This is a genomic window from uncultured Pseudoxanthomonas sp. (genome assembly GCF_947498795.1).
Lineage (GTDB): Bacteria > Pseudomonadota > Gammaproteobacteria > Xanthomonadales > Xanthomonadaceae > Pseudoxanthomonas_A.
Genome location: NZ_CANMLQ010000002.1, coordinates 406380 through 431665 on the forward strand (window position 1 = coordinate 406380; position 25286 = coordinate 431665).

Consider the following 25286-nt stretch of genomic DNA (forward strand, 5'->3'; position numbering starts at 1 on the left):
GAAGCGGGTGCGAAGTCGCGCGCCCTCAGTGCGCGGCCTGCCGGTGCGCGTAGCTCAGCACGCGGGTGACCTGCCATTGGCCGTCGCGCTCGCGCCAGATCATCACGAAATCCGCTTCGCCCGCGCATTCGGTCGCCGACCGTGCGCAGAAGCGATGGGTGCCCTGCGCGATGGCACCGAAGCCCTTGATCGGGAACACGGTCAGCGTGCCCGGCACGCGCTCGCGTCGATACTGTCCGCACACGTTGGCACGCGTGCGTCCGATCATCTCGTCGCGGGTCCAGGTGACGCCGCCGTTGTCGTGGTAGAACTCCACCGCGTCGTCGAAGTAGGCGGCATGTTTGGCGAGTTGGGCGGGGTCGGCGCAGGTGTTGAACGTGTCGAACAGCGCGCTGTCCAGTGCATCGACCACCTGGGTGAGCTGTTCGTGCGTGCGGTCGGCCGCGGCTGCCGATTCCACTGCGCCCAGCAGCAGGACCGCACCCGCGAGTCCGGACAGCGCGACCTTCGCGATGCGCGCGCGTGACGTGCTCATGCCGCCACCACGGTGGCGCGCGGACGCCCGCCCAGCAGGCGGGCCGGCAACATCAGCAAGGCGTGCAGGAAAGCGAACAGGGCCGAGAACGTCACGCCGAGCAACCGGAACGGCAATGACAGCAGCCAGACGAAAGGCCACGCCAACAGCGCCAGCAGGGCGAGTGGCCAGCACAGCACCAACAGCAGGCACCAGGCGAGCAGGGCGAGGAGGGTCTTCATGGTCGGGGGATTCCTTCATCCGGCGGATCACGAGGTCCGATGCTGGCTCCCCCGGCGTCCTTGGGCCAGCGATCTGCGACGAAATGTCCGACACGGCGACGAAAGCGCCCGGCCGGCGCATCAATCCGCGCACTCCGCAGGGCGGCGGGTCAGGGCTGCGGCAGCAGCGGTGCTTCCGGTGGCGGCGGTCCCCGACGGACCACGTCCCGCTGCATCGCGGCCAGCCGGCGCAGCAGCCGGTTCTGCGTGGCGCGGGGCAGGCCGCGCTCGTCCATCGCCCACATCAGGTCTTCGACCAGCGCATTGAAGTCGGCTTCATCGACCGTGACGTGCTTGTGCGCTTCGACCATCGGCTTGCCGGCGTAGCGGCACGGACCGCCGGACTGCACGCACAGGAACTCCACCAGCCGGTCGTTGAGGTGGACGATGTCCACGTCGGCGAAGTGATGCGCGATGCGCGGATCGTCGGATACGCGGAACAGCAGCGTCTCCACCAGCGCTTCGATGCCGCTGCGCTGGCCCAGCTGCTGGTACAGCGCATCGTCGCGCGGTGGCGTCGACGCGCACCCGGCGATGGCGAGCAGGCAGGCCAGCACCCAGGGGGTGGCGATACGCGCGACCTTCATGTCAGAAGCTCCACTGCACGGAAACGTACGCGCCGCGCTGGTCGTCCAGTGTGGCGATGCTGCCCAGGTCGGCCCACGCGCCGACCACCGCGACATGCTTGTTCGGGAACCACGCCACGAAAACATCGCGCCAGTCGTCTTCGCGGGCGAAGCCGAGGTTGTCCGGCTTCTGGCGGTATTCGAGACCCACGGCCAGCCGCGGATCCAGCAGCACCGCCGCCGAGCCCTCCCACAGCCAACTGCGTGTGGCGCGCCGGTCGCCGCCGAAACCGAGCAGCCCGGCCTGGTTGCCGCTGGTGGATCGCAGCGTGGCATTGAGCAGCAACTGGTAACCCCCCGCGGCATCGAGGAACAGCTTGCTGGCGCTCACGTAGGCGTCGGTGCCATGGTCGTCGCGGGCGCCGACCGCCAGCGGAAGTGCGCCGTCGCGCAGCCGCTTGTGCTGCACCCCCACGCTCACCTGCGGCATGCGCGTGTAGACCAGGTCGCCGGCCACGCGTACTTTCGCGCCGTAGATGTCCTGTTCCAGCGCGTCCCAGGGCAGCGCCAGCCGCCGTTGCAGTTCGCCCAGGTCGAACGACTGCCGCGCGAACGACACTTCCACCCGGTTGCCGAACGTGTACGACGCTCCGTAGGCGTCCAATGCGTAGTCGCCGGTATCAACGCGGGTGTAGAACGCCGTGCCGCCGTTCTGTTCGTCGGTGCCGTAACCGGACAGCACGGCCCACGGCACAATGCCCCCACCGGCCGCTCCTTCGATCTGGGTCGCGCCACCGGTCGCCAGCAGGCGTCCCTGTCCGGCGAGCGCGGGCAGTGCCGGCAGGAGTGCCGCGACCGCGCACGCGAGCGGGAGGGCACGAAGGCGAACGGTCATGCGTCGGTTTCCAGCGGGAGGGCATGGGACGGGGTAGCGGTCTCGCGCCGGCGGCACCAGTCCAGCAGCTCGGCACTGCCGAGCGGTGCACTGAACAGGTAACCCTGCACCATGTCGCAGCGGTAACGGCGCAGCAGGGCGAGTGCGCGATCGTTCTCCACGCCTTCGGCGATCACCGACAGGCCCATGTTGTGGCCCAGCTCGATGGTGGAGCGCACGATCACCGCATCGTCGCTGCCTTCTTCCAGCTGCATCACGAAACTCTTGTCGATCTTCAGTTCGTCCACCGGCATCCGCTTGAGCTGCGCCAGCGATGAATAGCCGGTGCCGAAGTCGTCGATCGCCAGCCGCACGCCACAGGCCTTCAGCCGGTGCAGCATGCGCAGGGCGTACTCGATGTCCTGCATCAGCGCGCTCTCGGTGACTTCCAGGATCACGCGCGCGGCCGGCACCCCGTGCGTCGCCAGTCGCTCTTCGATGTAGGCGGGCAGGTCGGCGTCCAGCAGGTCCATCGCCGACAGGTTCACCGCCAGCCCCAGGTCGAGCCCGCCCTGGCGCCACGCGGCATTGCAGGCCAGCGCCTGGTCCAGCACGAAGCGCGTCAGTTCATGGATGAAGCCGGAACGTTCGGCCAGCGGAATGAATTCGTCCGGCGCCACCGGGCCGAGCGAGGGGTGCCGCCAGCGCACGAGCGCCTCCACGTGCTGCACGTGCGCGCTGGCCGCGTCCAGCTTCGGCTGGAATTTCAGCTCCAACTGTCTGCCGGCGATCGCCTGGCGCAGGTCGGTCATGAGCTGCAGCTGCCTCAGGTGCGACTCGTCGCGCCCGGGCTGATAGACGGCCACGCCGCCGTGCGCGGCCTTGGCGTCGTACAGCGCGATATCGGCGCGGCGCAGCAGCGTGTCGGCATCCGCACCGTGCTGCGGGTGGCAGGCCATGCCGAAACTGCCTTCCACGCCAACGCGCGTACTCGGCAGGTCCAGCGGTTGCTTCAACGCCGTCCACAACGCCTGGGCCTGCACGTTCGCCGCCTCGCAGGACAGGCCACGCAGCATCACCATGAATTCGTCGCCGCCCAGCCGCGCCACCAGGTGCGCCCCGTCCAGCGCGCCGCGCAGGCGCCGCGCCACTTCGCGCAGCACCTGGTCGCCGAACTCGTGGCCCAGCGTGTCGTTGATTTCCTTGAAGCGGTTCACGTCCATCACCAGCACCGCCACTTCGCCGCCCGCCGCGATCGCTGCCTGCAGGCGGTCGTAGGCATGGCTGCGGTTGGGCAGGCCGGTCAGCCCGTCGTGGTGCGCCTGGTGCAGGATGCGTTCCTCGCGCGCTGCGATGTCGGCCTGCATGCGGCCGAAGGCGCCGGCCAGCTCGGCGATCTCGCGACTGCCGCCGGACACGGGTGCCTGCGAGTAGTCGCCGGCCTGGATGCGCTGCGCTGCCTGCGCCAGCCGCGCTACCGGCCGGCTGATGCCTCGCCCCAGCGCAACCGCCACGGCGACCGCGAGCACCGCCGCCAGTCCGGACAGCAGCAGGATGCGCGAGCGCAGCGCGCGGTAGGGCGCGAGCGCGCGATCGTACGAATCCAGCAGCACCAGCCGGGCGTCGTCGCCCTGCGTCAGCGGATGCGAGTCGGACAGGTAATGGTCGGCACCCACGGCGACCGGCCGTGCGTGATCGCCGTCGGCCACCCAGGCGCGGGCGAAGGGCGCGCGCTGGTCCATCGGCAGGGAGGCCGCATGTACCAGGGTGCGGTTGCCGACCAGGGTGACGAAGGCGGCTTCCAGGCCCGTGAGGCTGCGGTATTCCTGCGCGACGGTATCGTCGTAGCGGCGACCGACCGCTAGCCAGCCGACCCGGTCGGGGGCCATCACCGGCAGCACCACCACCAGGTACAGCGCGTCCTGCACCACCACCGTCTGCAGGGCCAGGCCATCGGTGGCGGCCTGCCGCATGATCCCGGCCAGCACATCGGCCGAGGGGCCCGCCATGCCGTTGGCGCTGGCCTGCCAGCGGCCGTCGCGGTCGAGCACCCATGCCAGGTCCGCGCCGATGCGCGTGCCATGGTTGTCCAACGCCGAGCGCAACGTGGGCAGATCGCCGCTGGTCACCGCCGCACGGAATCCGAAGTCGTCCGCCAGCACCGATGCCGAGGCGAGCAGCTGCTCCGAGCGGCCCTGCTGGAACTGCTCCCACACGCGATGCCCCACGTGCAGTTCCTGCTCCAGTCGCGACGACACCGCGCGCTGGGTCGCGACCGTGACCACCGCGAACGTGGCCAGCTGCGCCGCCGCCACCACGGCGATCATCACCGCGATGACGCGCGTCTGGAAACGGCGTGGCTTCAAGGCGTGCCACCCTTGGCCTGGCGGAACTTCTCCTGCAGGGAGCGGAGACGGTCGTTGCCGCGGACCTCGCTCTTCACCGGCGCCAGCGACACCTGCAGGGTCGCGGAAGCACCGGCGGCCGGCACGTCGAGCGTGCGCTCGAGCGGTGCACCGTTACCGCGGACGTGCCACACGCGCAGCGTGTAGCGCCCCGGCGGCACCTCCAGCGACAGCTTGCCGTCGGTCCCGGTCTTGCCGAAGTAGGGCGTGTCGAGCACGACGATGTGGCCGATCATCCAGTCGTGGATGTTGCAGCCCACCACCACCACGCCGGGCTTGTCGAAGCGGATCGGCGCGGCCTTGTTGCCGGAGTAGAGCGGGATCTCGAACTGCCGCGGCTGGGAGAACGAATAGACGTGGTGCTGGATGTTGTCGCGGTTGGGGAACGCCACCACCGTGCCGGCCTGCACCGGCAGCACGCCGGGGACGAACGCCGAATGCTGCTGGTCCATGCGTGCGGTCGCGGTGCGGGTGGACGACGGAACCGTACCGTGCAGGCTGACCACGGCGTCCATCGCCGGCCCGGTGTTGCTGCCGACGGCCAGGCGCACCTCCGCGGCATGGGCGCCCGACGCCATCGCAAGGGCCAGTACCCCGCCTGACCATGCCCGCCTTGCGAGCCGCTGCAGATCCATCGATGTCCCCTGTCTGATCCAGGCATTTCAAGCAAATCCCGTGCCACGGCTCACACCCTGCGGCGCCTGGGCTACGCCGCAGGGGAGAGGATCGCGTCGCTTCGGAACGGCTGAAACTGACGTTACGCGTCACGGAGATGGTCGGATGCAGGCGCGCCCAGCCTCACCGATGGCACCCGCGGGCTCAGTCCACGCCCATCAGATGGCGCGTGACCCCGGCGGCATCCAGGCCCGCCAGGGTGCCCGGCCGCGCGCCGGACCAGAGCGGGGAAAAGTCATCGCGGCCGACGGCTTCCGCCGCCGCGCGCAGCGGTGCCAGCGCCGGCGACGCCCACGGGAACGCCGGTGGCAGGTCCGACAGGGGGCCCAGCTCGCGCATCAGCCGGTTGACCAGGCCACGGGCGGGCCGGCCACTGAACAGGTTGGTCACGGCGGCTTCGCGCATCGGCTGCTGGAGCGCAGCGCGATGCACGGGCGCGGTCGTCGCCTCCGGACACAGCAGGTACGCGGTGCCGGCCTGTACCGCGCTGGCGCCCGCGTCGAGCATGGCCCGTACATCATGGCGATCGCCGATGCCGCCGGCTGCGATCACCGGCACGGCCAACGCCTTCGACAACGACGCCACCAGCGGAAGCGTTGCGGGTTGCAGCGTCAGGTCCTCGGAGAGGAAATGCCCCCGATGCCCACCCGCCTCGATGCCCTGCGCGATCACCGCGTCCACGCCGCGACGTTCCAGCCACAGGCCTTCCTCCCGCGTCGTGGCGGACGACAGCACGGTCGCGCCCCAGCCCTTGATGCGCGCCAGCAGGTCTGCATCGGGCAGTCCGAAGTGAAAGCTCACGATCGGCGGACGGAACGGTTCCAGCAGCGCCACCGTTGCGGCATCCAGCGGGCGCCGCGCGCCGGTAGCCGATGGCGCGGGCGGGACGATGCCGTACGCGTCGTAGTACGGTGCCAGGGCCTCGCGCCAGCGCTGCATCTCGTCCGCGTCGGGCTCGGCCATCGCATGGCAGAAGAAGTTGAGGTTGACCGGCTGCGCGCGCGCGGCGAACGTCCGGAGTGCCGCCTGCAACTGCGCGGCGTCCAGCATCGCGCAAGGCAGGGAACCGAGCGCGCCCGCGTGCGCCACCGCAAGGGCCAGTCGTTCGTCCTGCACACCCGCCATCGGCGCCTGGATCAGCGGCAGGCCGGTACCGAGGAGGGAGGCGAGGGCGGTCATGGGGTCAGCTTACGCGACTCCCGAGGGCGCCCCGACTCACGTCGGCGCCGGGAAATCCGACAGTGCCGTACCCGCCACGGACACCAGCCTATCGAGGCGGACGTGCTCGCCCGAGTCGAGTTCCACCCGTTCGACGCCGTCGCGCGCGGACAGCGTGACGAGACGGCAGGTCCGCTGTTGCATCACGCCATCGTCGTCGAGGAAGCGGACTTCGACGGTGGTGCGACGCATGGCCGTGGCTTCCAGCACATCATGGAATTCGCAGTTGACGGGCAGATAGGGTGCGCGTGAATCGGGCATGGCGTGTCGCTCGATGGTTTGCCGGCGGCCGCAACCGGGCCGCGGTAAGCTGCGTGCCCCGCAGGATGACACAGGCGGCGGACGTGTCGATGTCCGGCCTTGCGGTTCGTCGCCAAGGCATCACGACCCACGGGAGTTCCCATGAAGTACCTCGGCCTTGCCTATTTCACCCCCGAAAAGTTCGCCGCGATGAGCCCCGCGGCTGTCGAGGCGCTGGTCGGTCAGTGCCCTGCGCGGGACGACGCGATGCGCGCGACCGGCAAGGTGCGGTTGGCCGCGTCGCTGGGCGACCTGGATGGCTGGAAGACCCTTCGTTCCCGCCAGGGCCGGACGCAGGTCAGCGACGGCCCGTACACCGAGTCGAAGGAGGTGGTCGGCGGTCTTTTCATCATCGATGCCGACAGTCCCGAAGAGGCTGTGCGGATCGCTTCGCTGCATCCGGCGGCCACGCTGGGCGAGGAGGGCGGCTGGGCCGTCGAGCTGATTCCCATGGAATTCCATTTCGAAGGATGAGGCCGTCAGGAGGCGAAAGATGATCGAACTTCCTGTCCGGGATCCGTGCGACCTGTGCGTGGCCGCGCGCGACGAGCCGTGGAAGATCATCGACGAGGGCGAGCACACGCTCACCGTGATCAATCCTTGGCAATTCGAGACCGGCCAGTGCTGCGTCATCACGCGCCGGCACGTGGCGACGCTGCTCGATCTGTCCGCACCGGAGTGCGCGGCCGTCCTGGGGGCGGCCCAGCGCGTCGCCAGCGCCCTTGTCCGCGCCTATCGGCCGCTCGGCATCCTCACGTTCCAGAACAACGGCGTCTACAGCGGCCAGGAAACGCCGCACTTCCATTTCCACGTCGTGCCGCGGCAGCCTGGCAGCGACTGGGGCATCGGCCCGCCGCAACTCTCCGTCTTCGAAAGCGCCGGGCGCAGGCGGGGTGCCGTCCACGACCCGAATGATGATGCGGCGCGGATGGCGCGCGTCCGCGTCTCCCTCGAACGCCTGACGGAGACGGCCGCGCAGATCCGCGCGCATCTGCCGGCTTGATCTGCGCCGCTGACGGACATCGGCCGTTCTTGTCCGCAGGACGGGCACTGCTTCCAGACACCGACACCGGTCAGCCGTCTCCGGTTCACACCAGCTTCGCGGGGCGTTGCGGCAAAGTTCCGCCATGACTTCATTGAACATCCTCTACGTCGATGACGACGACACGCACCGCTCCATGGTGGCCGAGGCCATCGAGGTCGCGGGGCACACGGTGACGCAGGCCGCGACCGCGTCGGCGGCGCTCGATCTGATGCGGCAGGCGAGGTACGACTGCATCGTCACCGACTACTGGATGCCGGACATCACCGGCGCCACGGTCGCGCGCGAAGCACGCGTGCTCCATCCCGGCGCAACCGTGTGCGTGGTCTCCGGCCACGACAAGAACGACATGGCGGGATTGCCGCCCGGCACCCTGCTGATGACGAAACCCTTCAACGTGCCGCTGTTGCTGGACGTGCTGACGCCGCGCTAGTCGAGAACGCCACCGTGACGCGCGGTCCGGGACTCACGCCGGCGGCGCTTCGCGCGCCTTGGGTGGCAGGATCGCCGGTGCCTGCTGCGCCATCAGGTCCACGACCCAATCGATGAACACCCGCAGCTTGTGGCTGACATGGCGGCTGGGCGGAAACGCCAGGTAAAGCGGCATCGGCGCCAGCTGCCAGTCCTCGAACAGCGGCACCAGTTCGCCGTGCGCGACGGGCTCGCGGGCCATGTAGTGCGGCAGCCACAGCACGCCCATGCCGGCCAGCCCCGCCGCCAGATAGGCGTTGCCATCGTCAACCGACATGACGGGCCGGCCGTGCACGCTGACGTGTTCGTCGCCTCGTTGCAGGTCGTACGCCAGCGGAGGGCCGGTGCGCGATCCGCGATAGCCGACGATGCGGTGCGTACCGTCGTCCAGCGCGTGGGGATGCACCGGCGTGCCCGCGCGTGCCAGGTAGGCCGGCGATGCATAGATGCCCAGTGCCAGGTCTGCCAGGTGGCGTGCCCGCAGCGAGGGATCGGAGAGCGTGCCACCGCGCACCACGCAGTCGACGTTCTCGTCGATCAGGTCCACATGCCGGTCGCTGGCGCCCAGGTCCAGCTGGATATCGGGATAGCGCGCGTGGAAATCCGGCAGCGCCGGCACCAGGACCAGGCGCGCCAGCGGCGCAGGCACGTCCACGCGCAGCCGCCCGCGCGGCGCCTCGGACGCGGCCGACAGGCTGGTCTCGGCATCGTCCAGGTCGGCCAGCAGGCGGACCACGCGCGCGTAGTACGCGGCGCCGTCGGCGGTCGCGTTGACCTTGCGCGTGGTGCGGTGGAGCAGCTTCACCCGCAGGTGCGCCTCCAGGGATTGCACCAGCTGCGTCACCCGCGTGCGGCTCGACTGCAGCGTCTCGGCGGCCCGGGTGAAACTGCCGGTCTCGACCACGCGGACGAAGGCCTGCATCGCGTCGATGCGGTCCATGCGCACTCCTTCGGGGGCGGGAATTGTTTCGATTCTACAAACAGTGATCCCGCGATCGGCGTGTATATCCGGAAAGCCGCGGTGCCTAGAGTGATCGCCATGCATCGGGCGACCGGCCCGACAGGAGATGCGTCCATGAACACCCGCAACGTCGTTTTCCCCGCAGGCCGCCACGCGCTGTACGAGCATCACCGCTATTCCCCGGCCGTGCGCGCCGATGGCTTCCTGTTCGTGTCAGGACAGGTAGGCAGCCGCGAGGATGGCACGCCGGAGCCGGACTTCGAAGCGCAGGTGCGCCTGGCTTTCGCCAACCTGCAGGCCACTTTGCAGGCGGCCGGCTGCACCGTGGACGACATCATCGACGTGACCACCTTCCATACCGATCCGGAACGCCAGTTCGACACCGTGCTGGCGGTCAAGAACGACATCTTCCCGGCAGCGCCCTATCCGGCCTGGACCGCGCTCGGCGTGACCTGGCTGGCGGGATTCGATTTCGAGATCAAGGTGATCGCACGCCTGCCGCGCTGAGCGGATCCGTCAAGCCGACAGCGCGGCCTCCACCGCGGCGCTGGCGTGCAGGGCCGTGGTGTCGAACAGTGGCACGCGCGCGTCCTGCGGTCCCACCAGCAGGCCGATCTCGGTGCAGCCGAGGATGATGGCGTCCGCGCCACGGTCCACCAGCGCGTCCATGATGCGTCGGTAAGCGTCGCGCGCGCTGTCGCGGATCACGCCGCGGCACAGCTCGTCATAGATCACGTCGTGCACCACGGCGCGGTCATCCGCCGCCGGCACGATCACCTGCAGGCCATGCACCTGCTGCAGGCGCTCGCGATAGAACGCCTGCTCCATGGTGAAGCGGGTGCCCAGCAGCCCGACGGTACGATGGCCGGCGGCGGCCATCGCCGCGCCCGTGGCATCGGCGATGTGCAGCAGCGGAATCGAAACAGCCCCCTCGATCTGCGGCGCCACCTTGTGCATGGTGTTGGTGCACAGCACCAGCAGGTCGGCACCGGCGGCCTGCACGCGGCGCGCCGCATCGGCCAGGCGCTCGCCGGCCGCGTCCCAGTCGCCTGCGTGCTGCCACTGCTCGATCTCGTGGAAGTCCACGCTGTACAGCACCACGCGCGCCGAATGCAGCCCGCCCAGTCGCTCCCTGATGCCCTCGTTGATCTGGCGGTAGTAGGGCACCGTCGACTCCCAGCTCATCCCCCCGATCAGTCCGATCGTCTTCATGCGCGCGCCGCCTGCCGTGTGATCACGCGTCGATTATGCGCGGCCGCGCAGCGGCTAGGCTTGAGCGTCACGGCGGGCGAGGGTAGGTTGCCCGGACCAAGGGGTGGCACGCCGCGCCCCCTCGACGCCGCCCACGAGGATGCCCGATGAAGTACCTGATCTCCTTTCCCAGCGCCGCGATGGTCGTGTCCGGCAGCGAGCTGGATGCCGCAGGGCGCGATTCGCGTGCGGTGATCGCGGCGGCGAAGGCCGCGGGTGTGTATGTCTTTGGGGGTGGCATCGACGAAAGCGTGCCACCGGTCCTGGTGTCCGCGGACGCGACCGTCGTCGACGGAGGCTATCCGTGGGCGCCGCCGCTCACCGGCGGATTCTGCGTACTCGAGCTGCCCTCGCGCGAGGACGGGATCGCCTGGGCGGCGCGCATCGCCAGGGCCTGCCGCTGCGACCAGGAACTGCGGGTATTCGGATTCGATCCGGCTTCATAGGCGCGGACCCCCCGCCCGCGCCGCGGATGGCGCGTGCCCGCGCGACCGGCGCGTCCCCTATGCTGGGCGTCATCGATGCCCGGGCACGCCGGGCGGGAGAGGACTTCATGCTGACCCTGCTTGCGACGCGTCGCGTTACCGCCGGCGTGCTTGTCGCGCTTCTTTTCGCTGCTCCCGTGGCGGCGCACGACCTGGCCATCGTCGGTGCGCGCCTCTACCCCGCACCGGATGTCGCTCCGCTCGACGACGCCACCCTGGTGATCCGCGACGGCCGCATCGTGGCCATGGGCGCCCGTGACCGCGTGGCGGTGCCGGCCGGCATGCGTGTCGTCGATGGTCGCGGGAAGAGCGTGGCGGCCGGCTTCTGGAACAGCCACGTGCATCTGATCAAGCCGCCTTTCCTCGCGCCGGACGCGCAGCCGGCGGCGGCACTGGACGCGGCATTGCGTGACCGATTCACGCGCTGGGGCTTCACCACGCTGTTCGACATCGCCTCGTTGCCGGGCGATGCACGTGCGTTGCGCGCGCGCATCGCGCGTGGCGACGTCGTGGGCCCCCAGCTGCTGACCGTCGACATGCCGTTCTTTCCCGAGCACGGCACGCCGATCTACGTGCGCGAGCTCTGGGCGCAGACCCACGCGCCCAGCGCGGAAGTGGCGACGGCCGAGCAGGCGCGCACGCGTGCGGCGGCGCAGATCGCGGCAGGGGCGGATGGCGTGAAGCTGTTCACCGGCGCGATCATCGGCGGCCCCGGTGGCGTGTTGCCGATGTCGAAGGAAATCGCCACCGCGGCGGTGGCCGAGGCGCATGCGCATGGCAAGCCCGCGTTCGCGCATCCCACCGACCGCGCGGGCCTCGATGTCGCGGTGGAGAGCGGCGTCGATGTGCTCGCGCATGCGGCCCCCGACGCGGGCGCGTGGTCGCCCGACTTCGTCGCACGCCTGAAGGCGGGCAACGTCGCGTTCGTGCCCACGCTGACCCTGTTCGATTCGGAACTGCGTCGCGAAGGCGTGCCCGCGCCCGTGCTGGAGAGGTTCGTCGGCGCCGCGAAGCAGCAGCTCGGTGCGATGGCGCAGGGCGGCGGCGTGGTGCTGTTCGGTACCGACGCCGGGTACATCGAGGTGTACGACACGCAGCTCGAGTTCCAGCTGATGGCGGCTGCGGGCTTGGACTGGCGGCAGATCCTCGCCAGCCTCACCACGGCGCCGGCGCAACGCTTCGGCCAGGCCTCGGTGCGCGGGCGCTTGCAGGAGGGGCTTGCCGGTGATCTGGTGCTGCTGGGATCCGATCCGCAGGCGCGCATCGATGCCTTCGCGGACGTGCGCATGACGGTGCGCGGCGGGCAGGTGATCTACGACGCCGCGTCGACGCCTGTCGTACCTGTTCCCGCACGCGACTGACCGGCGCGTTCGGTGGCAGGGCCGCGCGCTCCGTAGCTGCAGCGTGGAAGAAGGGCGTTCAAGATGTCCGTGGCGAGTGCGCTGAAGTGCATGGCGATGACGATCACGGCGCGCACAGGTCGATCAACGGCATCCGCATGAAGCGTGGATTACGGTCTCCTCATCCGTTTCGACGATGAAGGCAGTGATCCAACTGCGACGGATTTCATGAATTTGAACGCGCGTCGTTCACCATCTTCACGCCGCCTCGACGTACGCGAACGCGGGGTAACAGGCGGGTGCCGACATCAGCTGAAACGCCGCTATATTCCCAGCTCCCAGAAGAAGGAGGATTGGAATGTTCACCAACAAGCGATTCATGACGACGGCCCGTGTGCTCGGTGTGGCGATGGTGGCCGGCGTGGCCCTGAGCGGCTGCGCGACCTACGACGACGAGTTCGCAGGCATCAACTCGCGCCTGGACCAGCTGGACACGAAGGTGCAGGGTGCGGCGCAGAGCGCCGATGCCGCGAACCAGTCCGCACAGCAGGCCAACCAGCGCCTGGATCAGATCGAAGGCCGCGTGCGTCAGCTCGAGTCAGCGCCGCGTCGCGTGCCGCGCGGCTGACCGCGCCCGCACGATTCGTGACGGATCGTGGAATCCGCATCCCGGTGGCCGCGACAGGCCACCGGGATGCGTACTGACATCGCTCCAGTGTCGAGGAACCGCACCCACCGTATGCGCCCGCATTCTTTCATCCGTACCGCCGGCGGCGCGCTGTTGCTGACGCTCGCGTTCGCCGGTTCTGTTGCGGCCAAGTCCCAGGCCGACACGTCACGGGCCGACAAGGCCTCCGAGGCGAAGCCCGCGCAAGCGGCCACCAGTGCCGACCAGCTTCCGGAAGGCCAGCAGGTCTCCGACACGATCGTCGCGCTCGCAGGCTGGATCGTCGCGACCAGGGACAGCCAGGGGTATCCCTTCGCCATCATCGACAAGGCGGCGGCGCAGATCCTGGTGTTCGACGGCGAGGGTCGCCCGCGCGGCGCCGCACCGGGCCTGTTCGGATCGGCGGTCGGCGATCACACGGCGCCCGGCGTCGCGGGACTTGCCCTTCGGGAGATTCCCGGCCGTGACCGCACGACGCCGGCAGGTCGCTTCGTGGGTGGCTTCGGCCCCTCCATCGACGCCGGACGCGTGCTGTGGGTGGACTACGATTCCGCGGTCTCCATCCATCCGACCGCCACCGGGGTTCCCGCCGAGAAGCGCGAAGAGCGACTCGCGTCGCCGACACCGGACGACAACCGCATCACGCACGGCTGCATCAACGTAGCGCCCACGTTCTACACCGACATCATGCAGCCGACGTTCGAGAAGGGCGGGGTGTTCTACATCCTGCCGGACAAGGACACGCTCGAAGACACGTTCCCCGAGTTCGCGCAGAGCCGTGCGGACATGGCGGACGGCGGTAAGAAGCGGGGACGCTCGGCCCGCAAGTGAGTCGCGCGCGGCAGCAGCCTGCGCGTCACGCATCAGCCAGCGACGTGGACGCTCGCGCGCATTCACGCGCGTGCGTCGCCCGCACCGCTCAGTTTCAATCCTCTATCGCCTCCACGCCCTGCCGGTCCAGTTCGGCCAGGCGTGCGCGCATGGCCGCGAGTCGTTCGGGCGAGTGGCCGACCCAGCCGTGTACTTCCGCGACCACGCGCAAGGGGTCGCGCGTCCGGTAGGAGCGCGTCGGATTGCCGGGGAATTTCTTGTCGGTGAGGTTGGGGTCGTCTTCGAAGGGGCCGGTCGGCTCGACGATGTAGATGTGCCCGCGTCCCGCGCCGACCGCCAGTTCCGCGCCCCATGTCGCCGCTTCCAGCATGGCGGTCAAATAGACGTACTTCGCGACGCGGCGTTTGCCGAAGTTGGAAACGTGGCCTGCGACGATCAGGTCGCCGGGGACGAGTGTTGCCTGGGTGCCGTGGTAGTAGACCGGGGTATCGCGCATGGGAGTAGCTCGTGTGGCCTGCCGAATCGACAGGCCGGCGATACTGATGCCCGCCCCGGGCCTTGCCGCAAGCCCCGGGGCGTTATATACATTGAGGGTGGGAGGCGCAGCGCGCCTCTTTTTTTGTGCCTGGATTCCGGTGTCTCGCAACGGGAGCATCCACCCGGATCGATGTCGGCCAACGAGTCTTGCAGCGCCGCAGGCAGGCGATGCCGACTGGCATGTGCCATCCGCCATGGCGTTGCCTGCCTTAAACGCGTCTTAAAGTCGCATCGCGACACTGCCTCACGGCGACGATGCACCGCGTCGTCGTGCCCCGCGCTGCGTCGTGTCGCTCGTCGTGCGAAGCCTCTGCGTGCTCTTCTTTCTTCCCTCCACAAGGTAACGATCATGGCAGGCTGGACGACGTCGGATATTCCCTCCCAGGTGGGGCGCACGGTCCTGGTCACCGGAACGGGCGGCATCGGCCTGCACGTGTCCCTTGCGCTCGCACGGGCCGGTGCCACGGTGATCGTGGCGGGACGCAACGCCGCCAAGGGCGCGGCCGCCGTCGAGCAGATCAGCCAGGTGTCGCCGCGGGCGCGCGTGCGCTTCGGCGCCGTCGATCTGGCCAGCCTCGACTCGATCGAGACCTTCGCCGACACCGTGCTGCGTTCGCACGGCAGCCTCGACCTGCTGGTCAACAATGCGGCCGTGATGACGCCGCCCCAGCGCAAGGAAACCGCCGACGGTTTCGAACTGCAACTGGGGACGAACCATCTGGGCCATTTCGCGCTGACGGCCCGGTTGCTGCCGTTGCTGCGCGAGGGACGCCATGCGCGCGTCGTGTCGCTGTCGAGCATTGCCGCGCGCAGCGGTGCGATCGATTTCGACGACCTGCAATCGCACCGTCGGTATGTGCCGATGGCCGCCTACAGCCAGTCGAAGCTGGCGTGCCTGCTGTTCGCGTTCGAGTTGCAGCGACGGAGCGTGCGCGAAGGGTGGGGCATCCAGAGCCTCGCCGCACACCCCGGCATCTCGCGCACGGACCTGCTGCCCAACGGCGCTGGCCCCGGCAGTCCGCAAGCGCTGGCACGCCGCTATCTGTGGTTCCTGTTCCAGCCCCCGGAACGAGGGGCTCTGCCGCCCCTGTACGCGGCGACTGCAGCCACGGCGCAGGCCGGTGGTTACTACGGGCCGGACAGGTTGAGCGAGACACGCGGCCATCCGGTTGCGGCCAGGGTTCCGCCGCAGGCGGAGGATGTCGCCGTTTCCGAGCGCCTGTGGCAGGAGTCGGAGCGCCTGACAGGCATCGTGTTTGGCGGTCGCACGGCACAGGGCGCTCGAAAGGCGGCGCTGGACGCGGGATCGACGATGTGAAGGCTTCGCGCTTGGCACCACCGGTGTTGCCGGATTCGACGCGCCGTTCGATCACGCACCGCTGACGCTGCAGTGGCGGTCCAACCACACGCTGCACGCGAGCTACCCGGACTATCCGGGGTTCCCGCAGACGCAGTACAGCGCGGGTGATCCAGCAAGACCAAAGGTGACCTTGGTATTCGAGGGTGCGCCGTAAAGTGCACGTGGGGGGTGAGCACTGCATGCCCGGCATGCCCAGTGTCACGGCATTGCGATTCGGGTCATCGGTCGTCAGGACCCGAACACACGCTGACCCCTTTATTCGCGTACGCGGGCTGGGGCGTCCATGTCCGATCCGGCGCGGCCAGCGACAGGTCGGGGTGAGGCTTTACCTGGTGAGCCCTGTGTATGGGCCCGGGTGTTCTTACTCGACGCGGCGAGAAGACCGGTCACTCGTACGACGGGCCTCTTCGATCCAGTCCAGGGCTTCGCGGTAGCCTTCCTCGCTTTCCAGGACGCGATCCATCAGGGGCCGCCCCGTCAGCGTGAGGTACTCGCCGAGGTGCGCGGGCGTGAGGCCGGCGGTCTCGGCCGCCTGGTGGAACAAGTGCCAGCGCATCGCGCGCTTCTCGCGTTCGTAACGCAGCCAGAAGTCTGGAAGGACCTCCGCACCCGCACGCGCGCGATTCACCGGCTCTCCCGGGTTCCTGCGGTTGGGGGCGAGGCGCTGGGCGGCGGCGAGAAGCAGGTGTGCCATGTCCTCGCGCTCTACAGGGGCCTTCGCCGCACGCAGTTGCCGGGCACACCGATCCAGGGCGGTGGATAGCGCGCGCAGCGAGGCCTGGAGGTAGGGGTTCGGGTGGTCTTTGATCATCGTTCGACGTTGCACGGGCCGCGAACAGCGCCCGATCACCAAGGTAGACGTCCGGCGGAGCGATTTCCCTATGGTGCTGTTCGCGATATCGACACGGCGATGGGCCTGAAGACCGTAACCGCGACAGATAAACGTCAGTCAGCGTGGGCATCCCGCGCGCTGCTGGGTATGTTTATGCGTTGGCTTGTTCGCCAGTCCCAGCCACCCTAACATCGTGCCGCGTCAGGGGAACAGCCCGCTATGCGGTGCGCTACGAAAACGTCGCGCAGCTGGCATCGGGCAACCGACTATCGGGTGGCTGGGCACTACTACGGGGAAATCATGCGCTATCTGCTGCTTGCAACGGGACTTGCACTCTCAGGCGTCACGCCGTCTGTACTCTCCAAGGGAAATCAAGCGAAGCCGCCACTCAGCCAGGCTGAGCTCAGGCAATGGGTATCACTCGAGGACGAAATCGAACGCCAGAGGAAGGCTTACAACATCCAGGTCAGGGAGAGTAACGACCTCGTCAAGCAGCAAGCGCAGATCCGCGGCGAACTCGATCAACTGAAAATGGGCATCGACGCTGGCGAAAGTTTTCGCATGGATGCATACAACGCCAAGATCGAAGAGCACAACGAAATCGGCGAGCGACACGACGAGTATACGTTGCGGATGGCTGAAATATCGGAGAAGCAGCGTCTGGCGGCAGAGGACTACAATCGCACGTGTGCGGGAAGGACGTTTCTCAACGCCGATCTGCTCAAGATCAAGCGGCCAAAGAAGTAGCGCGTGACACTTCATTCGAGCCGAACCCGCTTCGCGGATCGGACTGATTCTGCGCCGGTCTTCCGATCAAAGAACGGGTCGCCATTGACGCGCCGGCAGCCAGCTCATTCCGGTGGCGCGCAAATGGAATCCGTACTCTGCCCATGTTTTTCGCATCACCCTCAAGGAGACTCATGAAATACCGGAAGATCGGTAGTCTGGTGTTGGCCTGTTCTGTCATTGGCGGCTGTGCCACGCCCCCGTATGTGTCTCCCGCTGGCGCTGCACAGGCTGAGCTGAAGCTTGTGGCGTCGGGAGGTGTGTTCGCGGGAGCCACGATTTATGAGGAGTCCGAGTCATGTCGCGGAATGCGCTCGCCGGGTGAACTGATCAAGGTGCGCGAGCGCATAGTGTCGATTCCGGCCGGAAAGCCCCTGAGTTTCAGTATGGAGTCGATCGGATACGAGGGTGGCTTGACCTGGGCACAGTGTCGGATCGTCCTGACCTTCAACCCGCTGGCTGGCCACAGCTATGCCGCTGTCTACGAACACGACGGTGCGCCGAATCAGTGCACTATCCGGCTGATCGATACGACGGCATCTGCGCCTTCGCCAATCGAGGGTCGCAAGCGGATCTTTACTCCGCCTGCCACGCGGAACAGCCCATCCTGCAAGTAGGGCGCAGGTGGCAGCACTGCATGGATGGTGTTCAACGAAGTGAGTCCCGACACCTGTGTCATCAGGCAGCGAAGGTATCGGGTTGGCAAAGCTAGCTCTAGCCAATGAGTTGCCCCTGGAAGCGCCAGGCTACAAAAAAAAGCCCCGGAGGTCCGGGGTTTGATCGTGAAATTGCACTTTGAGTCCTGTTTTTGTGGGCGCCCTGCGGGTGGCTTGGGCGAGGTAACTACTCTGCCGGTAAATGTAGTGGGCCGCGTGCATCCGCTGCCGCTCTGAGTTTCTTTGATAATTTTTCCCACTGCGATTTTGTATGGGGATTGAAGTCAGCGACACAATGCGGTTCGTCACCATCGATGGGGTCCCGGTACGCCTTAATAAATTGAGCATTGAGGTCTGCAACACTCAGGCCCCATACGCCAGCGCTCTTATCTTTTCCGTACTTTTCGACGTATTCGTCAAAGCAAGGTTCCGGCTCAATCAGTGCTTTGCTGTGAACTGAGAGCTCGCCCTGATCTTTCGGGGTTGGGCGAAAGGCTGCGCTATAGAGGCGTTTTTCTTGAAACCATTGCGGGTGCACTTGCCTTAGGAGGACTTCACTCTCGTCGGAAATAAGTTTCTCGGGTGCGGTAGCCATCGTCCTCAGTTCGCCTCCACCGCATTCCAGAACTTGATGAACTCGACGACAGAGTTCTCCTGAGCTACATCAAGTTCATGAGTGATTTCTTGATCTGATTCCATGTTAAGTGCATGCAAGTGGAGGATCGAGCTATCAGCCTCAAGTGTTCCACTAATTTCCCAGTCGCCAAGTGTCCATTCGAGCGCCACTCCGCCTTCCGCTGAGGGGTAAATGAAAGGCGAGGATATGCCGGAGCTTTGCGTCAATGCTTCAAGGAAGGGTCGCGTTGCGTCTATGGTGGTTTTGCTGGGAGCTGGCGCACCCTCTTCAAGCCAACCTTCTTTCAGTTCTGCCAATTCATCTAGTCGCTCTTGGAATGCAATGCGCGGCTGTTCGTCAATATAGATAAGTTCTTCGACGTAGCTTATTCGCGTAAGTCGGTCATTCTTGTCGAATGTCCCTGTCCCGATAAGGCGAACCTGATGCTTCTTTCGGCCGTAAGCCTTTTCAAACTGCTCGCGACTCGTTGCATTCGCATGCAGGGTGCGCCCTTCCGAGTCTTTGAGGTGAATAAGGTTGGCGCTATCTTGGCCGCCATCTAGAACGAATATTTGCGATTCATCTAGCGGGTTGTCATAACTGGAGAAGACGGAAAGAATCGCCTTCTTGCGGATCTCAGGCGTGTAAGTAGTCGTCTTTTGGCGAGGAGGCGTTAGTTCGATGAACTCGCCGGGCCGAAGCTTTTCTCCAAACCGATTGAATCGGCTCGCAGCTTCCTTGGGGAATCGCGCAGGGATGTCATCGTTTGCAGCGATTGCGTTTAAGAATTCGTCAACGAGGTCTCGTGCCTCTTCGAATTCTTGAAAAGGAGCAAACCCTAAGCCTCGCTGGCCCGTTTGTATCGACGGGCTATATGCAGGATCGATTACGGTTGCATAGGCAACTGCGCTTTTCCCGCCCTCAACTTTCGACAGGCCAAGTTCGAAAGAAGACACGAAATGATTGGGCAGCCGTTTCCGATCAGGGTTTCTGTCGTAGTACAGCCTCTTCGCAACTTCTAGGACCAGTTCGCGATAACCGGACAGGTCGCTCAGTACGTCGAACGGGATAGTGTGCGAATCAAAACGACCGCCTGCAAAGCGAGCACGGATAAAGAACCCGTCCTCCTGATTGCTGCCCGGTGGGTCTTCTTTTGTGGGTAGGTCCGTCACGGTGGCGTTCGCCTCAGGCTGGTGCCGCAGAGCTATATAGCAGAAGCAAGCTCCTTGCGCCTGTCTGCGTACGTCTCACCCTATGCGACTACACGCTAGAAGAATCGGCCTAGGCGACGTCGCCGGGAGGGTTTTATGGATCGATGGAACTGGGTGGCGGTTCGGGCCTACAGCCCCGCCGCGTTCGCGCTGCTGGTGGCCGTGGTGTCAGTGGCCGTCCTTTCGCGGTGGCAGGCAAGCCCGATGCTGGCCGCGTTCGTGGCGGTTGGGCGCTGGGTGCCGCTGCTGGCGCTGGCGGCCACGCTTTGGCTGGTGGCTGCGCCCACGTACAGGCTGGTGCAGTGGCAGCGCGGCCAAGGGTTCGACTGCCCGCGTTGCGGCGGCCTGCTGGGGCACGAGCGCACGGGCTACGCCAGCCGGGGCGGCGCGTACCGGCGCTGCTATGCGTGCGGCGACAACGTGAACCACCGTCACTATGCGTAACAGGCTGTAGCAGCGGCTACCGGCCATGTACCGGCCACGAGCGATGCGGGTAAAACAAAGGGGTTAGGCCGCGAAGCCTAACCCCTTTGTTTTATTTGGTGCCGAAGGTGGGACTCGAACCCACACGCTTTCAAGGGCGGCGGATTTTGAGTCCGCTGCGTCTACCATTCCGCCACTTCGGCGCGGACGCGAAGTATAGCCGAGCCCGGGGCCTCGCCGACAGAGCGGGCCCGCCGCGCCTCAGTTGACCTGGTCCGTCCCCAGCAAACGCTCGCCGCGGCGCTGCCAGCCCTCGGCGCCGGCCTCTTCCTCCGGCGTGAAGATGCCGCAGCGGACCATCGTGCGCTGGTACACATGCAGACTGACCGCGATGGCCTTGTCGCTCGGGTTGCGAATGGTGTGGTACTCGTGCGGCGGGATCAGGCTGCCGGCCGACCCCGTGCCGGCCTCGATCGTGCCCGCCTGGATGAAGCGATAGCGCACATCGTCATGCTCGGCCAGCTCGTACTGCGTGATCTCCAGCCGCCCGCGCCACACGCCTTCCACGCACCACATGCCCGAGTGATCGTGAATCTTCGTGCCCTGGCCCGGGCCCCAGGTCATCGCGATCACGCTGTAGCCGTGCTCCGGACTGGTGTACAGCTCACGGCGCGCGTAATGGTCCGAGATGGGCTCCAGCACGCAGGACGGCAGGCTGACCTCCTCGTCGCAGATCAACTCGCACAGCGACTTGCGCAGCGCATCGGTGACGGCGCGGTCGTCACCCAGGGTGACGGCGGCATCCAGCGAAGCGACCAGCTTGTCGGCGCCGGGGAAATCGAGGGTCATGGCACGGCCCGCTTGAAAGTGTGAGGCCATTTTAGCCGGCTGGGGCGGGGAGGGAGTTTTGCGGTGCGGGATGGCCGGCTTTTTCATTCGCCCCGTTTGCGGGGAGAGGGTGTCGAAGGCGGGTGAGGGGCGAACGGAGTGGGAACGCAGAGGCGCAAGGGGGCACTACCGCGCTCGCCCCTCATCCGCCCTCCGGGCACCTTCTCCCCGCCTCGCGGGGCGAAGGGAAGTGCCGGCGTTAGAGACTGCCCAGGAACTCCGCCACCGCAGGCCCGAACCGTCCGAAATCCACCAGGAATGCATCGTGCCCCTGCGGCGATTCCAGCGGCAGGAAGTCCGCCTGTGCCCCACCGGCAGCCAGTCCCTCGGCGATCTGCTGCTGCTGTTGCAGCGGGAACAGGATGTCGGTGGTGGCCCCGATCGCCAGGGCGCGCTGCACCCGGATCTTCGCCAGCCCCTTCTCGACGTCGCCTCCGGCATACTCCGCCAGGTCGAACCAGTCCATCGACCGGCTGAGATAGAGATAGCAATTGGGATCGAAGCGGCGCACGAAGCGGCGCGCGTGGCCTTCCAGGTAGCTCTCCACCTGGAATTCCAGCCCGAACGGTTCCTCATCCGGACGATCCGACTCCAGCCGCACGCGACCGAAGCGGCCATCCCACTCCAGTGCGGAACGGTAGGTGATGACCCCCAGCTTGCGCGCCATGCGCATGCCGGATTCCGGATACGACGCATCGTCGTACTGGCCACCGTTCCAGTTCGGGTCCAGGCGGATCGCCTCGCGCTGCAGCGAGCGGATCGCGATGGAGAACGGCAGCGCCTGCGCACTGCCCGAGATGTTGATGTGCGTGCGCGCGGCGCCCGGATGCAGCAGCAGATAGGCCAGCGCCGTCATCCCGCCCATCGAGTTGCCGATGATGCAGGCCAGCTGCTCAATGCCCAGCCCGCGCACCACGTCGAAGGCCGCGTGGGCGCCGTCTTCCACGGACAGCTCGGGGAAATCGAGGCGGTACAGCGTGCCGGTGCCGGGATTGACCGATGCCGGACCCGTCGAACCCTTGCAGCTGCCGAGCGAATTCACGCACACCACGAACCAGCGGTCGGTATCGATCGGCTTGCCCGGCCCCAGCATTGCCTCCCACCATCCCTCGGCCTCGTTGCCGGCATTGCGCGCGGCATGCGCGTCCGGCGACAGCCCGGTGACGATCAGCACCGCGTTGTCGCGCCGTTCGTTCAACGTGCCCCACGTCTCGTACGCCATCCGTGCACCATGCAGCGCGCCACCGCGCTTCATGCGGAACGGCGAGGGCAGGGGATGGAAGCGGGTGCCGGGGGGGATGAATTCGGTCATCCGCCAAGTGTAGCGACCCAGACGGCGCTATTCGCTCCGCCAGCGCAGCCCGGCACGCACCGGCAGGTGATCGGAACCGATGTCGGGGCCGCGTTCCGCGCCCGTCTGCGCGAACCCGGACGAGACCAGCACGTGATCGATGCCGATGCCGAACAGGCCTTTGCCTTCGCTCGGATAGGTCGGCGCCCAGCCGGTGGCGCGCGTCAGCGGATGCAGGTCCGCGCCCAGCAGGGCGCTGGACCAGGGCGTGGCATTGAGGTCGCCGGCGACTATCATCGGCTCCCGTGCGGCCGATGCCGCGAGTTCGCGCAGCAGGCCATCGCGTGCGCGGTACTTGCGCGTGGCCATCGGCGGCTTCGGATGTGCGGCGACGAAGCGGATGCGTCGATCTTCGATATCCACGCCGGCCTCCATCCTCAGTGCACCCAGACGATCGGGCACCACGCGCACGTCGTGCAGGGGACGGTCGGACAGGATGCCCAGCCCCGGCGGCGATGCCAGCGGATGCAATGCCCGGTGCGGGAACCCGCCGTAGCCCTGACGCGCCAGCGCCTCCGCGTAGTCGGGCGACAGCTCGGTCAGCACGACGATGTGGGCCGGCTGGTGATCCAGCCAGGCGAGCAGTGCAGCGGGGTCGCGTTGGCGGATGTTGACGTTGGCGACGGCGATGACCAGCGCCGGTGGCCCGTCTGCGTGCGGTGCGACGGGACTGGCTGTCAACCACGGCACGGCAAGCAATGGCAGACCCAACAGCCAGCGCCTGTCGCGCAACGTGCCGAGCGCGCAGGCGAGCAGCCATGCCAGGGCGTAGAGCGGCTGCCAGTGCGCGAACAGGTCCAAGGCCCAGCCGAGAGATCCCTGGCCCGGCAGCCACGCGCGCTGCAGTGGCAGCAGGAGTCCGATCAGGGCGGGCATGGCGATCCATGGCGCAAGCCGGGAAACGAGGCGTGCGCGGCTCATGCGGCAGACGAGAGAGGGATCATCGCCGGAGTGTAGGCAAGGTGCAGAGGTCATGCCATGTCATGCAGGCGCCGTGCATGCTGCGCCACCCGCGATGCGAAATCGACATCCCTCGCCCTGCGAAGCGGGGAGAGGGTGCCCGGAGGGCGGGTGAGGGGCGAACGGAGTAGGGAAGCTGACGTTGCGATCAGCGTCAACGCGCGTCTACACGTGGAGGCGAAGGTGTCGCGCAAAAGAGCGCCCCTCATCCGCCTTCGGCACCTTCTCCCCGCAGGCGGGGAGAAGGGAGCGACACACTGTGCCTTACGGCACCACGCGATCGATCGTCAGTGTGTAACCGCTGCCGGCCTTGACGTCGGCGGTGATGGCGGTCGCTTCGAGATCGCCGGGCTGCGCGGCGGGGCCGTTGCCCTTGGCGATGCGGGCGACCAGTTGCACCTGCGGGAGCTGCGACAGCTTCAGCGTCGGCATCGGGCTGTCGCCATCGCCGAGCGGCACGGTGACCGGAAAGTCGGATACCGGCAGGCGCCGGGCCGCGACCGGCATCGGCGGGCCACCCACCTGGCGGGCGAAGACGAACAGTGTGTCGCCGGGAGCGAGCTTGTCCTTCAGGGCAGGCGCCAGGTCGACGGTCACCGTGAGCAGCGCCGGCGCGCTGTCGGCGGCGGGCCCGGCGTCGGCCAGCGGGGGCAGGCCGGCTGCCGCGCGGGCTTCGTTGATCTGCGTGCGCAGGGTGGCGGCGGTGTTCGGGTCCACCTTGGCCAGCAGCGGCTCCCAGGTCTTGGCCGCGTCCGCGTGCTTGCCCTCCTGCCGCTGCGCCAGTCCCACGAACCACAGCGCGCGCTGGTGATCGGGATTGATCGCCAGCGCCTTGTCGAGCAGCGCGATCGCCTGCGCATCGAGCTTACGGTCGGCATTGTTGAACAGGCGCGCCTGCGCCGCTTCGACCAGCAGGTCGGCATCGGTGGGCAACAGCTGCACCGCGCGCTCGAACGCCTTCTGTGCGTCGTCGTAACGCTGGAGGGCCGCGTAGGACTTGCCAAGCAGGCGCCAGCCTTCGGGCTCGTTCGGCTGCTTCTTCAGTTCGGCCTCCAGTTGCGCGACCGCCTCGTCCAGCGTGGCGGGCATTACGGAGGATGCCGCTTCGGGTTCGAGTGCCGCCGGCGTGCCGACCACGCGGTACAGCGCGAACGTGGCGATGCCCAGCGTGGCGACGCCGGCCAGCACCAGTCCGCGCGCATCGCGCCACAACGGCCACAGCACGGCCAGCAGCACGCCCAGCGACAGCACGATGGCGAGGATCACGAACGGGGTCATCACCACTCCTGGTCGGTGTCGTCGATGGCGGGCGCTGGCTGCTTCGCGCGCCGGGCGACGATGCGGGCGACCCAGAAACCGCCGGCGAGCAGCAGGAGCAGCGGCCCGAACCAGAGGATGTAGGTGCCGGGCGCGACGTCGGGCTTGTACAGCACGAACTCGCCATAGCGGTCGACCAGGAACTGCTTCACCTGCGCGTCGTCCTTGCCCTGCCGCATCAGGTCCAGCACTTCGCGGCGCAGGTCGTGCGCGATCTGCGCGTTGGAGTCGGCCAGCGACTGGTTCTGGCACATCACGCAGCGCAGTTCGGCGGTCAGCTTGTGGAAGCGGACTTCCTCGGCATCATCGCGGAACTGCAGCGGCGTGGGATCGCTGGCCTGCGCGAAGGCAGTGAAACTGCAAACGGCCAGGCACAGGGCGAGCACCCACCGTAGAGCCGAGCTTGCTCGGCTGCTCTTCGTTGCGGCACCGCGCAGCCGAGCAAGCTCGGCTCTGCGAGGGAGCCTT

At 67.3% G+C, this 25286-nt stretch carries 31 protein-coding genes and 1 tRNA gene; 12 read left to right on the top strand and 20 right to left on the bottom strand.

What is annotated here, in order from left to right; translation table 11 throughout:
* Positions 1–25: 25 nt before the first annotated feature.
* The 8 genes from Q0907_RS08020 to Q0907_RS08055 all read right to left on the bottom strand — a co-directional run bounded on the left by Q0907_RS08020 (position 26) and on the right by Q0907_RS08055 (position 6794).
* Positions 26–535 carry a nuclear transport factor 2 family protein gene (locus Q0907_RS08020; protein ID WP_299343119.1) on the bottom strand — a complete coding sequence of 170 codons (510 nt, stop codon included), beginning with the start codon at positions 533–535 and terminating at the stop codon, positions 26–28.
* Positions 532–756, bottom strand: a complete 225-nt coding sequence (locus Q0907_RS08025; RefSeq protein WP_296282702.1) for a hypothetical protein — start codon at positions 754–756, stop codon at positions 532–534. The genes Q0907_RS08020 and Q0907_RS08025 overlap by 4 nt, the downstream gene beginning before the upstream one ends.
* Before the next feature lie 149 nt (positions 757–905).
* Positions 906–1382: a group 1 truncated hemoglobin gene (locus Q0907_RS08030; RefSeq protein ID WP_299343121.1), complete on the bottom strand. Its 477-nt coding sequence runs from the start codon at positions 1380–1382 to the stop codon at positions 906–908.
* Between the two features lies 1 nt (position 1383).
* Positions 1384–2256, bottom strand: a complete 873-nt coding sequence (locus tag Q0907_RS08035; RefSeq protein WP_299343123.1) for a DUF3034 family protein — start codon at positions 2254–2256, stop codon at positions 1384–1386.
* Positions 2253–4562, bottom strand: a complete 2310-nt coding sequence (locus Q0907_RS08040) for an EAL domain-containing protein (RefSeq protein ID WP_299343858.1) — start codon at positions 4560–4562, stop codon at positions 2253–2255. The genes Q0907_RS08035 and Q0907_RS08040 overlap by 4 nt, the downstream gene beginning before the upstream one ends.
* Before the next feature lie 35 nt (positions 4563–4597).
* A complete protein-coding gene (locus tag Q0907_RS08045; protein WP_343229812.1) occupies positions 4598–5218 on the bottom strand; it encodes a methylamine utilization protein in 621 nt (206 codons plus the stop codon).
* A 241-nt stretch (positions 5219–5459) separates the two neighbouring features.
* Positions 5460–6494: a nitronate monooxygenase gene (locus tag Q0907_RS08050; protein ID WP_299343124.1), complete on the bottom strand. Its 1035-nt coding sequence runs from the start codon at positions 6492–6494 to the stop codon at positions 5460–5462.
* A 36-nt stretch (positions 6495–6530) separates the two neighbouring features.
* Complete coding sequence (locus Q0907_RS08055) at positions 6531–6794, bottom strand: hypothetical protein (RefSeq protein ID WP_299343126.1); 264 nt, start codon at positions 6792–6794, stop codon at positions 6531–6533.
* Positions 6795–6935: 141 nt separating this feature from the next.
* Between Q0907_RS08055 and Q0907_RS08060 the strand changes: the two genes are divergently transcribed.
* The 3 genes from Q0907_RS08060 to Q0907_RS08070 all read left to right on the top strand — a co-directional run bounded on the left by Q0907_RS08060 (position 6936) and on the right by Q0907_RS08070 (position 8308).
* Positions 6936–7307 (top strand): YciI family protein, encoded by a 372-nt coding sequence (locus Q0907_RS08060; RefSeq protein WP_299343128.1) that lies wholly within the window; start codon positions 6936–6938, stop codon positions 7305–7307.
* 58 nt (positions 7308–7365) lie between these two features.
* On the top strand, positions 7366–7836 hold the full coding sequence (locus Q0907_RS08065; RefSeq protein WP_299343129.1) for an HIT family protein: 471 nt from the start codon (positions 7366–7368) through the stop codon (positions 7834–7836).
* A 124-nt stretch (positions 7837–7960) separates the two neighbouring features.
* Complete coding sequence (locus Q0907_RS08070; RefSeq protein WP_299343130.1) at positions 7961–8308, top strand: response regulator; 348 nt, start codon at positions 7961–7963, stop codon at positions 8306–8308.
* Between the two features lie 33 nt (positions 8309–8341).
* Here Q0907_RS08070 and Q0907_RS08075 read toward each other — a convergent pair whose 3' ends face one another.
* A complete protein-coding gene (locus Q0907_RS08075; RefSeq protein ID WP_299343131.1) occupies positions 8342–9286 on the bottom strand; it encodes a LysR family transcriptional regulator in 945 nt (314 codons plus the stop codon).
* A gap of 135 nt (positions 9287–9421) precedes the next feature.
* Here Q0907_RS08075 and Q0907_RS08080 point away from each other — a divergent pair, with 135 nt between their 5' ends.
* Positions 9422–9814: a RidA family protein gene (locus tag Q0907_RS08080; RefSeq protein ID WP_299343132.1), complete on the top strand. Its 393-nt coding sequence runs from the start codon at positions 9422–9424 to the stop codon at positions 9812–9814.
* A gap of 9 nt (positions 9815–9823) precedes the next feature.
* Here the strand turns inward: Q0907_RS08080 and Q0907_RS08085 are convergent, their stop codons facing one another.
* A complete protein-coding gene (locus Q0907_RS08085; RefSeq protein WP_299343133.1) occupies positions 9824–10519 on the bottom strand; it encodes an aspartate/glutamate racemase family protein in 696 nt (231 codons plus the stop codon).
* 146 nt (positions 10520–10665) lie between these two features.
* Between Q0907_RS08085 and Q0907_RS08090 the strand changes: the two genes are divergently transcribed.
* The 4 genes from Q0907_RS08090 (at position 10666) to Q0907_RS08105 (ending at position 13881) form a co-directional block, all read left to right on the top strand.
* A complete protein-coding gene (locus Q0907_RS08090) occupies positions 10666–11004 on the top strand; it encodes a transcription initiation protein (protein ID WP_299343134.1) in 339 nt (112 codons plus the stop codon).
* Positions 11005–11111: 107 nt separating this feature from the next.
* The gene (locus Q0907_RS08095; protein WP_299343135.1) at positions 11112–12404 is read left to right on the top strand and encodes an amidohydrolase family protein; all 1293 of its coding nucleotides are present in this window, start codon (positions 11112–11114) and stop codon (positions 12402–12404) included.
* 337 nt (positions 12405–12741) lie between these two features.
* On the top strand, positions 12742–13011 hold the full coding sequence (locus Q0907_RS08100) for a hypothetical protein (protein WP_093490678.1): 270 nt from the start codon (positions 12742–12744) through the stop codon (positions 13009–13011).
* A gap of 111 nt (positions 13012–13122) precedes the next feature.
* Complete coding sequence (locus Q0907_RS08105; RefSeq protein WP_299343136.1) at positions 13123–13881, top strand: hypothetical protein; 759 nt, start codon at positions 13123–13125, stop codon at positions 13879–13881.
* 94 nt (positions 13882–13975) lie between these two features.
* Here Q0907_RS08105 and arr read toward each other — a convergent pair whose 3' ends face one another.
* Positions 13976–14377, bottom strand: coding sequence for an NAD(+)--rifampin ADP-ribosyltransferase (gene arr / locus Q0907_RS08110; RefSeq protein ID WP_299343137.1), 402 nt, complete (start codon positions 14375–14377; stop codon positions 13976–13978).
* Between the two features lie 390 nt (positions 14378–14767).
* Here arr and Q0907_RS08115 point away from each other — a divergent pair, with 390 nt between their 5' ends.
* A complete protein-coding gene (locus tag Q0907_RS08115; protein WP_299343138.1) occupies positions 14768–15736 on the top strand; it encodes an SDR family oxidoreductase in 969 nt (322 codons plus the stop codon).
* Between the two features lie 403 nt (positions 15737–16139).
* Here the strand turns inward: Q0907_RS08115 and Q0907_RS08120 are convergent, their stop codons facing one another.
* Positions 16140–16589, bottom strand: a complete 450-nt coding sequence (locus Q0907_RS08120; protein ID WP_299343139.1) for a hypothetical protein — start codon at positions 16587–16589, stop codon at positions 16140–16142.
* Between the two features lie 321 nt (positions 16590–16910).
* On the opposite strand from Q0907_RS08120, the gene Q0907_RS08125 reads away from it, so the two are divergent.
* Positions 16911–17357 (top strand): hypothetical protein, encoded by a 447-nt coding sequence (locus Q0907_RS08125; protein WP_299343140.1) that lies wholly within the window; start codon positions 16911–16913, stop codon positions 17355–17357.
* 173 nt (positions 17358–17530) lie between these two features.
* On the top strand, positions 17531–18013 hold the full coding sequence (locus Q0907_RS08130) for a hypothetical protein (RefSeq protein WP_299343141.1): 483 nt from the start codon (positions 17531–17533) through the stop codon (positions 18011–18013).
* A gap of 226 nt (positions 18014–18239) precedes the next feature.
* On the opposite strand, the gene Q0907_RS08135 is transcribed toward Q0907_RS08130, so the two are convergent.
* Positions 18240–18647: a hypothetical protein gene (locus Q0907_RS08135; RefSeq protein ID WP_299343142.1), complete on the bottom strand. Its 408-nt coding sequence runs from the start codon at positions 18645–18647 to the stop codon at positions 18240–18242.
* 5 nt (positions 18648–18652) lie between these two features.
* Positions 18653–19840 (bottom strand): hypothetical protein, encoded by a 1188-nt coding sequence (locus Q0907_RS08140; protein WP_299343143.1) that lies wholly within the window; start codon positions 19838–19840, stop codon positions 18653–18655.
* Positions 19841–19975: 135 nt separating this feature from the next.
* Between Q0907_RS08140 and Q0907_RS08145 the strand changes: the two genes are divergently transcribed.
* Entirely contained in the window at positions 19976–20323 is a 348-nt protein-coding gene (locus Q0907_RS08145; protein WP_299343144.1) for a hypothetical protein, read from the top strand.
* 96 nt (positions 20324–20419) lie between these two features.
* On the opposite strand, the gene Q0907_RS08150 is transcribed toward Q0907_RS08145, so the two are convergent.
* From Q0907_RS08150 to Q0907_RS08175, 6 genes are all read right to left on the bottom strand, one after another.
* Positions 20420–20505 (bottom strand) — tRNA-Leu (locus Q0907_RS08150).
* 58 nt (positions 20506–20563) lie between these two features.
* Positions 20564–21151, bottom strand: coding sequence for a cysteine dioxygenase family protein (locus tag Q0907_RS08155; RefSeq protein ID WP_299343145.1), 588 nt, complete (start codon positions 21149–21151; stop codon positions 20564–20566).
* Between the two features lie 238 nt (positions 21152–21389).
* Positions 21390–22502 carry a homoserine O-acetyltransferase gene (locus tag Q0907_RS08160; RefSeq protein WP_299343146.1) on the bottom strand — a complete coding sequence of 371 codons (1113 nt, stop codon included), beginning with the start codon at positions 22500–22502 and terminating at the stop codon, positions 21390–21392.
* A gap of 27 nt (positions 22503–22529) precedes the next feature.
* Positions 22530–23462: an endonuclease/exonuclease/phosphatase family protein gene (locus Q0907_RS08165; RefSeq protein ID WP_299343147.1), complete on the bottom strand. Its 933-nt coding sequence runs from the start codon at positions 23460–23462 to the stop codon at positions 22530–22532.
* Positions 23463–23765: 303 nt separating this feature from the next.
* On the bottom strand, positions 23766–24779 hold the full coding sequence (locus tag Q0907_RS08170) for a tetratricopeptide repeat protein (RefSeq protein ID WP_299343148.1): 1014 nt from the start codon (positions 24777–24779) through the stop codon (positions 23766–23768).
* Positions 24779–25204, bottom strand: coding sequence for a cytochrome c-type biogenesis protein (locus tag Q0907_RS08175; RefSeq protein ID WP_299343149.1), 426 nt, complete (start codon positions 25202–25204; stop codon positions 24779–24781). The genes Q0907_RS08170 and Q0907_RS08175 overlap by 1 nt, the downstream gene beginning before the upstream one ends.
* Positions 25205–25286: the final 82 nt, after the last annotated feature.

Bases quoted from the DNA above. Each gene is read 5' to 3' on its own strand.
- Q0907_RS08020 (WP_299343119.1), bottom strand. From the start codon at position 535: ATGAGCACGTCACGCGCGCGCATCGCGAAGGTCGCGCTGTCCGGACTC.
- Q0907_RS08025 (WP_296282702.1), bottom strand. From the start codon at position 756: ATGAAGACCCTCCTCGCCCTGCTCGCCTGGTGCCTGCTGTTGGTGCTG.
- Q0907_RS08030 (WP_299343121.1), bottom strand. From the start codon at position 1,382: ATGAAGGTCGCGCGTATCGCCACCCCCTGGGTGCTGGCCTGCCTGCTC.
- Q0907_RS08035 (WP_299343123.1), bottom strand. From the start codon at position 2,256: ATGACCGTTCGCCTTCGTGCCCTCCCGCTCGCGTGCGCGGTCGCGGCA.
- Q0907_RS08040 (WP_299343858.1), bottom strand. From the start codon at position 4,562: ATGATCGCCGTGGTGGCGGCGGCGCAGCTGGCCACGTTCGCGGTGGTC.
- Q0907_RS08045 (WP_343229812.1), bottom strand. From the start codon at position 5,218: ATGGCGTCGGGCGCCCATGCCGCGGAGGTGCGCCTGGCCGTCGGCAGC.
- Q0907_RS08050 (WP_299343124.1), bottom strand. From the start codon at position 6,494: ATGACCGCCCTCGCCTCCCTCCTCGGTACCGGCCTGCCGCTGATCCAG.
- Q0907_RS08055 (WP_299343126.1), bottom strand. From the start codon at position 6,794: ATGCCCGATTCACGCGCACCCTATCTGCCCGTCAACTGCGAATTCCAT.
- Q0907_RS08060 (WP_299343128.1), top strand. From the start codon at position 6,936: ATGAAGTACCTCGGCCTTGCCTATTTCACCCCCGAAAAGTTCGCCGCG.
- Q0907_RS08070 (WP_299343130.1), top strand. From the start codon at position 7,961: ATGACTTCATTGAACATCCTCTACGTCGATGACGACGACACGCACCGC.
- Q0907_RS08075 (WP_299343131.1), bottom strand. From the start codon at position 9,286: ATGGACCGCATCGACGCGATGCAGGCCTTCGTCCGCGTGGTCGAGACC.
- Q0907_RS08080 (WP_299343132.1), top strand. From the start codon at position 9,422: ATGAACACCCGCAACGTCGTTTTCCCCGCAGGCCGCCACGCGCTGTAC.
- Q0907_RS08085 (WP_299343133.1), bottom strand. From the start codon at position 10,519: ATGAAGACGATCGGACTGATCGGGGGGATGAGCTGGGAGTCGACGGTG.
- Q0907_RS08090 (WP_299343134.1), top strand. From the start codon at position 10,666: ATGAAGTACCTGATCTCCTTTCCCAGCGCCGCGATGGTCGTGTCCGGC.
- Q0907_RS08095 (WP_299343135.1), top strand. From the start codon at position 11,112: ATGCTGACCCTGCTTGCGACGCGTCGCGTTACCGCCGGCGTGCTTGTC.
- Q0907_RS08100 (WP_093490678.1), top strand. From the start codon at position 12,742: ATGTTCACCAACAAGCGATTCATGACGACGGCCCGTGTGCTCGGTGTG.
- Q0907_RS08105 (WP_299343136.1), top strand. From the start codon at position 13,123: ATGCGCCCGCATTCTTTCATCCGTACCGCCGGCGGCGCGCTGTTGCTG.
- arr (WP_299343137.1), bottom strand. From the start codon at position 14,377: ATGCGCGATACCCCGGTCTACTACCACGGCACCCAGGCAACACTCGTC.
- Q0907_RS08115 (WP_299343138.1), top strand. From the start codon at position 14,768: ATGGCAGGCTGGACGACGTCGGATATTCCCTCCCAGGTGGGGCGCACG.
- Q0907_RS08120 (WP_299343139.1), bottom strand. From the start codon at position 16,589: ATGATCAAAGACCACCCGAACCCCTACCTCCAGGCCTCGCTGCGCGCG.
- Q0907_RS08125 (WP_299343140.1), top strand. From the start codon at position 16,911: ATGCGCTATCTGCTGCTTGCAACGGGACTTGCACTCTCAGGCGTCACG.
- Q0907_RS08130 (WP_299343141.1), top strand. From the start codon at position 17,531: ATGAAATACCGGAAGATCGGTAGTCTGGTGTTGGCCTGTTCTGTCATT.
- Q0907_RS08135 (WP_299343142.1), bottom strand. From the start codon at position 18,647: ATGGCTACCGCACCCGAGAAACTTATTTCCGACGAGAGTGAAGTCCTC.
- Q0907_RS08145 (WP_299343144.1), top strand. From the start codon at position 19,976: ATGGATCGATGGAACTGGGTGGCGGTTCGGGCCTACAGCCCCGCCGCG.
- Q0907_RS08155 (WP_299343145.1), bottom strand. From the start codon at position 21,151: ATGACCCTCGATTTCCCCGGCGCCGACAAGCTGGTCGCTTCGCTGGAT.
- Q0907_RS08160 (WP_299343146.1), bottom strand. From the start codon at position 22,502: ATGACCGAATTCATCCCCCCCGGCACCCGCTTCCATCCCCTGCCCTCG.
- Q0907_RS08165 (WP_299343147.1), bottom strand. From the start codon at position 23,462: ATGAGCCGCGCACGCCTCGTTTCCCGGCTTGCGCCATGGATCGCCATG.
- Q0907_RS08170 (WP_299343148.1), bottom strand. From the start codon at position 24,779: ATGACCCCGTTCGTGATCCTCGCCATCGTGCTGTCGCTGGGCGTGCTG.